Source organism: Pseudoalteromonas sp. SR43-7, assembly GCF_014163785.1.
Lineage (GTDB): Bacteria > Pseudomonadota > Gammaproteobacteria > Enterobacterales > Alteromonadaceae > Pseudoalteromonas > Pseudoalteromonas distincta.
In genome coordinates this window covers 157467-166486 of sequence record NZ_JACJDY010000007.1, presented here as the reverse complement: position 1 = coordinate 166486, position 9020 = coordinate 157467, and the positions used below count along the sequence as shown (strand labels likewise).

The window sequence follows — 9020 nt, the reverse complement described above, 5'->3', positions numbered from 1 at the left end:
GCTTGTTCAGTTGCTTCATCAACTCTATTTTTTAAGTTTGGCGCTCTACGACTTTTATCAATTAACGCATCAAGTCCACCGTCTTCGACGAGTTCTTGATATCGATAAAATGTATCACGGGATACGCCCATCACTTTGCAAGCTCTTGATACGTTGCCAAGTTCTTCTGCAAGATTAAGTAAACCCGCTTTGTGTTTAATAATTGGATTGTTAGTATGTAGCATGAGAGTTGCCTCTTATATGTTTTGATTTAAAGATTCGACACCTTTTATCAAAACGGGTAACTCTCACTTTTCAAGTTTACTTCGTATGATCGCAGGGCTTGAAGATACCACCAGTGGTAATATAGAAATTGACGGCATTGACGCTACAAAAACACCGCCTGCAAAAAGAGGCTTAGCAATGGTGTTTCAATCCTACGCGTTGTATCCGCATATGACAGTGCGTAATAATATTGCTTTTCGTTTAAAAAGAGCCAAAGTTAGCCCTACAGAAATCGAAAGTAAAATTGCTAACGCCGCTAAAATTCTTAATTTGACCGATTATTTAGACCGAAAGCCTGGGCAATTATCGGGCGGTCAGCGCCAGCGTGTAGCGATAGGGCGCGCAATTGTACGTCAGCCTTCGGCATTTTTATTTAATGAACCACTTTCAAATCTTGATGCGTCACTACGTGTAAATATGCGTTTAGAAATATCTTATTTACATAAAAGTTTAGCTACAACTATGATTTATGTTACGCACGATCAGGTTGAAGCTATGACAATGGCAGATAGAATCGCGGTATTTAATGCCGGTATTATTGAACAGGTAGGAACACCTTTAGAGCTTTATAAAAACCCAGTAAACAAATTTGTAGCTGGTTTTATTGGCTCTCCAAAAATGAATTTTATAGATGCTCCACAAAATGAAGATGCGAATGTTAGTTGTATTGGTATACGACCAGAGCATATAACACTCTCTACTGAGCAAGGAACGTGGGCTGGTACTGTAGGTGTAATTGAACATTTAGGATCGGAGCTTTTTACATATAAATATTGAAGGCAAAGGGACCGTAACAGTAAAAGCAGATGGTGATTGTCCGTTAAAATATGGCGACAGTATTTACCTAAGCGCACCGGCTGATAAAGTATTAAAGTTTGATAATAACGGTTTAACAATTCGCTAGAGCCAATCTTTAATTACCTTAAATAGCACCTTTATAAGGGTGCTATTAACTAAATTCTAATTACATAATCCTATGAAACCTAGGTATTTTTTATTAAGGAATGGTATATTTACAACTATAAATAACAAAAACGTAATTAATAAATAGATACTCAAAAATTAATAAAATAATTTATATAGCAGCACATATAATTAAAATTATGTAATAAAAATAAGGACTTAGTTTTCCTTCTATTATAAGAGGTTTACGTGGTAAAGCTATCAAATACAGAAATTAGAAAGCTAGATGATGCAGCCAGAGCAGGGTGGTTATATTATGTTGGCGGTAACACACAAGATGAAATTGCTAAAAAGCTAAATATATCTCGTCAATCTGCACAAAGAATGGTCGCATTATCTGTGAGCCAAGGATTAATTAAAGTTAGACTTGACCACCCGATTGCTAAATGTATGGATTTGGCCGAAAAATTAAAAAGCCGTTTTGGGTTAGATTCGTGTGAAGTTGTACCGAGCGATCCTTCTGAACCATCATCTACATTAGGTTTGGCTCAAGCTGGCGCGGCAGAAATAGAACGTCATTTAAAATCAGAACAACCCAAAGTACTTGCTATGGGAACCGGTCGAGTTCTACGTTCATGTGTAGATGAGCTAAGAACCGTTGGTTGTCCGCAACATAAAATTGTAGCCATGCTAGGTAATATGGCTTTGGATGGATCGGCTTCACCTTATGATGTTGTAGTAAGAATGGCCGAACACACCAATGCAAAACATTATCCAATGCCATTGCCAGTTTTACCAAGAAGCATTGAAGAAAAAGAACAGTTACACGCACAACAAAATATTACCGGTAATTTAAAACTCGCTAAAGATGCCGATGTAACATTTGTGGGTATTGGTAGCTTAGGTGAAAAGTCGCCATTACATATAGATGGTTTTATTGATGCGCAAGAACTTAAAGAGTTACAAGATCTTGGTGCTGTTGGTGAAATGATTAGTTGGGTGTTTGATAAAAACGGTAAGCTTTTAGATTGCACAGTTAATCAGCGTGTAGCAAGTACGCCATTAAAAACAAATGCTAACAAACAGATTTATGCGATAGCTGCTGGTGAAGAAAAAGTGTTAGCCATTTTGGGCGCAGTAAGGTCAAACATGATCAGTGGATTAATTACTAACGAATATACAGCTGAGCGTTTACTTAGTATTGATTAAATAAATTGATAAATAAAGTATCTGCATTAGTAATACTAGTTATTGTAATAAAAACACTTAATGTCCGATACCGTCTAGTATTGGACATAGTGAGGGCGCATTTAAGCGCTCTTTCTATATATACATTAACTACCTATAATTTATATTATGTTAAATAGCATAAATAAATACATAACTAAGTTACTCACCTTCATTAATTAACGTATAAACGCGATATTTTGACTATTTAATAAGCATTAACCTACTTATCTTAATAGTTAGTGCCTTACCCATTTACGGTATTAGCTTATTGAACATATAAAAATACCGCTTAGTTATTAATATAATCAAGCGGTATTACAATGATTGCCTATTAGCTACTTTACACAATCAAACTTAACATATTGAAATTAATAGATTTAAATTATCCTAGTAATTCACTAGAATAATTTATCATTCATAAAATCACTAATAAGCTCAGACACTTTATCTGGATGTTCATCAATAACCCAATGTGCGGCTTTATCTATCCAAACCAATGACGAATTTGGAATTGCTTCTTCTAACATTGGTGCATACTTTGGCTTTTGAAACTTGTCTTCTTTACCCCATATTATGAGTGTTTCATGAGCTAAGCTTTTAAGATCGCCTGTAATAGCTTCGGTATATTCTTTATTGAGCCTGCGCATGCTACTAAATAAAGCGGCTTTTCCTTTTTCATTACTCCATGGTATTAAGTATATTTTCATCAACTCTTCAGTCATTACGTTCGAGTCGTAAACACCTTTGGGCATGAAATCTCTTAATGTATCAACAAATTCATCTACAGATGTTTTTTCTTCTACGCCTGGTTCTAGCAAAGGTTCAAATTCTGGTATTGGCCAAGAATCAAAACATACACTATCAAGTAAAACCAACCCGTTTACTTTATCCGGATGATTTACAGCCATTAATTGAGCAACACCACCACCAATATCATGTGTAGCAATATTAACTTTAGAAATACCGAGCTCTTTTATAAACTTACACATTATTCTACATTGCCCATTTATAGATACATCAGTGTTACTTGGCATATCTGATTCACCAAAGTTAAGTAAATCTGGTGCTATTACCCGATATTTTGATGCAAGTTTGGCATCACATTTCGCCATAAAAATTTATTAGTCGGAATACCGTGTATCAATAATAAAAGTGTACCTTGTCCCATTTCTTGATAAGCAATTTGATGACCTTCTACTGTAACGCACTGTGTTTTGCTCATGCTTGCTCCTCGTTAACTTTAAAAATTATAATATTTCGTGAACTATAAAATTGGAATATAACCTTATAAAGCAAATTCCATCCCAAGATGAGTATTTTTTAGTTATTCAAAAATTATAATAATTTAAAGTCAAACCCTTGTAATACTTGGGCTCTAGGCTAAATAAAAAATAGTTAACCGCCCTATTGTTTAAATTTATCATTCCAAAAAATATCTAATATTTTCTATTAATACACTTTGCTTAACTGGCTTCAATAACAGGCCGTTAAACCCAAGCTTCACATACTTGTTATCACTATTTTCGTTTTCACTAAATGTATGAGCGATAATTTTTGTTGCTGATGCGTCAGCATGCTTTCTTATTTTTAGCATTGCGTCGGTGCCTGTAAATTGCGGCATTACTATATCCATTAAAATAATATCGTAAATATTTTGAGAAACCATAAGTAGCGCCTCTATAGCACTTGATGCGAAATCTATTAAAATATTTTCTTCGTTAAGCATTTTTCTAATTACTATTTCTATTAGCAAGTCATCATCTACTAAAAGCAGTCGTTTAGTTTTATTTATTGGCGTTACTTTAAACTCGATAACTTCAGCCATATTTTCAATAGTGTTTTTCATGTTTTACCTCATTACTGTTCCACTAATATACGCTAATTTATAACGACTAACGGGTTGTGATGCTTGTGAGCTACTGGCGTATAGGTAGTTTTTTGCAGCCTCGTAAGCGGCATGACGATAATTTATAGTAGGTACTTCACCGCGTAATACAACAGCATGGCGATCGGGGGCTATAGTTAGCTGCACGTCAGGGTGAATATCGTTTAAGGCATTTTTCAGTATGCTATAGTCTTCGGTAACACCAAGTAAAAATGTTTCCGAGCTTTTATCGTCGTACCACACCATCATAGATGTACGGCCCAACTTTTTAGCTAAAATTAGTAGCTCGCGACCATTAACCACGTTCACATCAAGCGTTGTTTCGTGGCCAAGTGCTATACGCGAAATATCACGGGTAAACACAAAGCGAGTATGTGTCCATTTAACTAAGTGTGATACTTTTTGTACCCGTTCACCATTTGCATTTTCTATATAATCTAAATGACTTTCACTGTCTACGGCGCTAAAAGATATTAGTAATAGTATAAAAGTAAATTTTAACATAAGCCTTTCCCTCAATTTGCTTAATGTATAGGTAGCAAGTATGAGACCAAACGCTTTTAGCTTTATTATCAATGCATTAAGATGTGTGAAAGTGTGTTTTATTATTTTGATTCGCAAATTGCAAATCAATAATTCATGAAGGGTTTAACCAAGAAATGAGAGTAGAGGTAGGTGGCGCAAAGCGAATAAAATAGGCTCTGCGCTAGTTATAATTAATGCAAAGCAGCTGTAAACGGGATGCTTTCGCAGATTTTAGCTTCAGCTATAAGTAACTCTTCTAGGCGAGTATCAACTTCTTCTTTATCAAAGTATTCGTAAGCAAGTTCTACAAATAAGTTTTTATGTTTTTCTTCTGACTTGGCAATCGCAACATAAAAGTCTTTTTCTTTACCCTCAGGAAGTGCTTGTGCAACCAAAGAAAAACGTTCGTGTCCACGTGCTTCAATTACACCGCCAACCAGTAATCGGTCCATTAAAAAACCATCACGACCATGTCTAAACAGTGCACGAATTTGTTTTATGTACGGATCTTTTTTGTCGTCACCTAAGTTTACATCGCGCTCTAAAAGTAACTTAAGCACTTGTTTAAAGTGTATTAATTCTTCTAATGCTAAGTCAGTCATGGCTTTTACTAATTTACGTTTGTCTGGGTAATGCGAAAGCATAGACATAGCCATACCCGATGCTTTTTTTTCTGCAGCGGCATGATCTTGTAAAAAAGTATTAAAGTCAGCAAGGACAACTTCGGTCCATTCAAATGGGGTGTGGTATTTTAATTCAAACATGTTCTGTACAACTTATATAATAATTCGGGGATTTTAACGTATTTGTTTTAAAAAATCTTGTAAGGCAGTAATTTATCTATGCGCCCTTTAGCGCTAGATTCCACTTTAAGCGGGTGTTTAATATCGTTCCATGCGGTGACTTTACCGCCCATATTCATTTTTTCAAAATCAGCTTTGTCACTTTTTAATGCTAAAAAATCGCATAGTTTTTTGTAGCTATCGGGCTTTGCTATATCAATGGATAAAAAATCGTTGTCGCGGTTATTAAAGTACGTTTGAGCATCATTAAAATGTGTTTCATAGCAGTGAGCTAAGTAACTGTCGTCGCTAATATTATTAAGCGAAAGCTCACTAAATGTGTTTAAATAACAGCGTTTTATATGAATATTAAAGCCCCCGTCGCCGCGCGTTAAATTAGTGTGCATACGCGTTAAAAGCTGCTTTATTGATGGCAGCCATGAACCAAGTTCGCGCTCTAAATAAATAAACTTAGAGTCAGGATAATGAATATCAAGCGCTTTAAAATCGTTAAATATGGGAGTGTCGGCAATCGCGCTGGCATTTTCAAAACAGGCATTAGTATACGCGGTATGCGCTGTTGTAATACCAAGCTCTAAAAATGCATGGCACACACTGGTTGTGCCGGTACGTGGTAAACCTATTATAAATATTTTGCTCATTAACTTTTCTTTAATTAGCCGCGTGTTACTAGTAATACAAAGGCGCTGATAATCATGACTAAAAATGTAGTAATAGTACCAATTTGGCGATATTTAAGGCTTTTTTCTACGATGCCTAAATTTTGAAACACACGCCCTACTAATAACGCACCACCTAATATATGGCAGTAATGGCTAGCAAGCCCTTGGTACTCTGCCAAAAAAAGCAAAATTAAAGCAAATGGCACGTATTCCATAAAATTTGCGTGGGCACGCACAGCACGTTGTAGCGTTGCATTACCGTTATCACCAAGTGATATTTGCTCCGCACGGCGCACTTTTATTACGTTAAAGCTTAAATAAATGTAAAAGAATGCGAGTAATGCAGCATAAGTTGAAATGATCACGGCGTTTTCCTGTTATTTTTATCGCATAAATATGCGCTCTATTATTGTGGGCGTGATAATAACACATAAATTTGAGCAGCATTATCAGAAGTTTAATAATTGCCTATGCTAAGCTAGAGGTATTAAGTTAGTAGAAAATACATAAGGATTTTATGTTTGTACCTCGCAAAGTAGCCGACAGTTACCGTGAAATGATTAACAGTATTGGCTTTTACCCTTCGATGCTTTCAGTGGGCTTTTTAGTATTTGCCATTATAACTATGTCGGTTGAATATTTAGCCCCTATTGAGCAGCTAAAATCGTTTATATCGGTTGTACTTGTTGATAGCGCCGAAAACGCGCGTACTATTTTAAGCACTTTAGCTGGCAGTATTATTTCGCTTACCGTGTTTAGTTTTTCTATGGTAATGGTGGTTTTAAATTCGGCCAGTGCGAGTTTATCGCCCCGCGTAGTGCCTGGGCTTATTACGCGCAAATCACACCAAATGGTTTTGGGCTTTTATTTAGGCAGCATAATTTACTCTATTATTATGCTTATAAATATTAATAAACTTGAAGGTGGCAGTACGGCTATTCCTTCAATTGGTGTGTTGTTTGCACTTATTTTTGGTTTGATTTCATTAGGTTTGTTTGTATTTTTTATACATTCAATCTCTCGTGCCATTCAGGTTGATAACGTATTAAATGGCTTGTTTAGCCAAACTAAAAACGAAATTAAAACAATAATACAAAGACAACAAGAGAACCCAGTTGAAGACTTTCCAGACTTTAGCAAGTGGCATTCGGTTAGCAGTAAAACAGAAGGATATTATAAAGGCGTGCAAACCGATAAGCTGTGCGCTGTTTTGGCAGAGCAAGATATAAAGGTGTATATATCTGTTAACCAAGGCTATTTTACAGTTAAAGGCTATCCGTTTTTAAAATGTAATAAAGATATAGCAAACGATGAAGAGCTGATAAATAAAATTCTCGACTGCTTTATTTTTTATATAGAAGAGTACATTAGCGATCATTACCGTTATGGGTTAACGCAAATATCAGAAATTGCAGTTAAGGCAATGAGCCCGGGCATAAACGATCCCGGTACTGCGGTTAAATCAATTGATATGCTGAGTATTTTACTTATTCAACGACTTTCGATTAACGATATTAACTACTCGTTTAAGCACAGTGATAATACCCCATTGTTGTACCTTCACGAAACAAGCTTTGATGAGTTATTACACGACAACTTTACACCGCTGCGTAATTACGCCAAAGGCGATGCATACGTAATGACAAACGTGCTTGAGGCATTTAAAAATATTTTGTTTGTAGCCCATAAAGATACCGATGCACGCAACAGTTTATTTAATTATTTAAATGCAATTGTTGATGACATAAATGAGCATGTAACTAATGAATACGACAGACGCGAAGTGACTAATATGCTCAACTCAATAGCGCGTATTAGCCAAGAGCAAGGTGAGAAGTTGGTGGCACGTTTTGAGCACCACCAAAATTAAAGTTTAATCTATGTAGTAAACAGCGTAGCTTGACGCTGTTACTTTAATCTCTCCAGCATGGTAGGCATCAGGTACATAGTTACTTGGTGCGCTATCAGCCATCATTACTTTTTCTGCGCGCATATAAGGCTGCGACTGCACATTAAGTGGACTCAGTGATGCGCTGTACAATCCTTTTAAGTCAACGCCATAATCTTCACTAAACTCTTTTGCAGCATCCCGTGCGTCTTTAATTGCTAACTTTTGCGCTTTTTTGTGCAGCTCGTTGTAGTTGCTTGCTAAAAATTGCGTTTGATTAATTTCGTTAATACCGTTGTTAACTAAGCTTTGCAGTAACTCTGGGTATTTATTTATATCGCTGAGTTTTACTGTTAACGTACGAGAAACCTTAAAGCCTTTAAATTCTTGATTACCGGTAGTGCGGTTGTATTGGCTATCACGGTTTATTGAAATTTGCCCTGCGTTTATATCTCCCTCTTTAACACCAATCTCTTTTACGAGCTTAATTGCCTTGGCGATAGTTAAGTCGGTTTTATTTTTAGCAGCAATTAAGTCTTTATCAACTTCGGTAATACCTACACTTAGCTGTACGTAATCTGGCATTGTAGTAAGAGTCGCTTCGCCCTTAACATAAATATGAGGAGCATCGGGAGTCGCTGCCGCAAGTGCATCAAAGCTAAGTACGTTTAAAGCCAGTGCACTACCTAAAACAAGAGTCAGTGTTTTCATTAAGTCGATCCTTTAATTATGTAAAAGCAAGTAAACACCGTACGTGGTTAATTAAATATGAACAAGCACAAAAAAACAGGCAATTGCCTGTTTTTTGTTAAGCATTGTAACTAATGCTACTACGCCATTTACTTTTAATTACTTATAAA

General features: G+C 36.0%; 9 protein-coding genes and 2 pseudogenes. 3 read left to right on the top strand and 8 right to left on the bottom strand.

Going from position 1 to position 9020, the window contains the following annotated elements; all coding sequences use genetic code 11:
- Positions 1–224 (bottom strand): helix-turn-helix domain-containing protein (locus tag H5087_RS07795; protein WP_182671652.1); only part of this gene is annotated, 224 nt, incomplete at its 3' end.
- Positions 225–294: 70 nt separating this feature from the next.
- Here H5087_RS07795 and H5087_RS07790 point away from each other — a divergent pair.
- Together H5087_RS07790 and H5087_RS07785 are read left to right on the top strand one after the other, a co-directional pair.
- Positions 295–1168, top strand: a pseudogene (locus H5087_RS07790) (ABC transporter ATP-binding protein); the annotation flags it as partial.
- Between the two features lie 248 nt (positions 1169–1416).
- Positions 1417–2376 carry a sugar-binding transcriptional regulator gene (locus H5087_RS07785; protein WP_182671651.1) on the top strand — a complete coding sequence of 320 codons (960 nt, stop codon included), beginning with the start codon at positions 1417–1419 and terminating at the stop codon, positions 2374–2376.
- Between the two features lie 419 nt (positions 2377–2795).
- Here the strand turns inward: H5087_RS07785 and H5087_RS07780 are convergent.
- The 6 genes and pseudogenes from H5087_RS07780 to H5087_RS07755 form a co-directional block, all read right to left on the bottom strand.
- Positions 2796–3619: pseudogene (locus H5087_RS07780) on the bottom strand (alpha/beta fold hydrolase).
- 198 nt (positions 3620–3817) lie between these two features.
- The gene (locus tag H5087_RS07775) at positions 3818–4243 is read right to left on the bottom strand and encodes a response regulator (RefSeq protein ID WP_010552799.1); all 426 of its coding nucleotides are present in this window, start codon (positions 4241–4243) and stop codon (positions 3818–3820) included.
- 3 nt (positions 4244–4246) lie between these two features.
- A complete protein-coding gene (locus tag H5087_RS07770; RefSeq protein WP_259397752.1) occupies positions 4247–4786 on the bottom strand; it encodes a pilus assembly protein N-terminal domain-containing protein in 540 nt (179 codons plus the stop codon).
- A 212-nt stretch (positions 4787–4998) separates the two neighbouring features.
- Positions 4999–5571, bottom strand: a complete 573-nt coding sequence (locus H5087_RS07765; protein ID WP_002962521.1) for a tRNA-(ms[2]io[6]A)-hydroxylase — start codon at positions 5569–5571, stop codon at positions 4999–5001.
- A 47-nt stretch (positions 5572–5618) separates the two neighbouring features.
- Entirely contained in the window at positions 5619–6251 is a 633-nt protein-coding gene (locus H5087_RS07760; protein ID WP_182671650.1) for a sulfotransferase, read from the bottom strand.
- Between the two features lie 14 nt (positions 6252–6265).
- The gene (locus H5087_RS07755) at positions 6266–6637 is read right to left on the bottom strand and encodes an MAPEG family protein (protein ID WP_002962524.1); all 372 of its coding nucleotides are present in this window, start codon (positions 6635–6637) and stop codon (positions 6266–6268) included.
- A gap of 152 nt (positions 6638–6789) precedes the next feature.
- Between H5087_RS07755 and H5087_RS07750 the strand changes: the two genes are divergently transcribed.
- Positions 6790–8142: a DUF2254 domain-containing protein gene (locus tag H5087_RS07750; protein ID WP_182671649.1), complete on the top strand. Its 1353-nt coding sequence runs from the start codon at positions 6790–6792 to the stop codon at positions 8140–8142.
- A gap of 3 nt (positions 8143–8145) precedes the next feature.
- On the opposite strand, the gene H5087_RS07745 is transcribed toward H5087_RS07750, so the two are convergent.
- The gene (locus H5087_RS07745; RefSeq protein WP_007586691.1) at positions 8146–8871 is read right to left on the bottom strand and encodes an SIMPL domain-containing protein; all 726 of its coding nucleotides are present in this window, start codon (positions 8869–8871) and stop codon (positions 8146–8148) included.
- Positions 8872–9020: the final 149 nt, after the last annotated feature.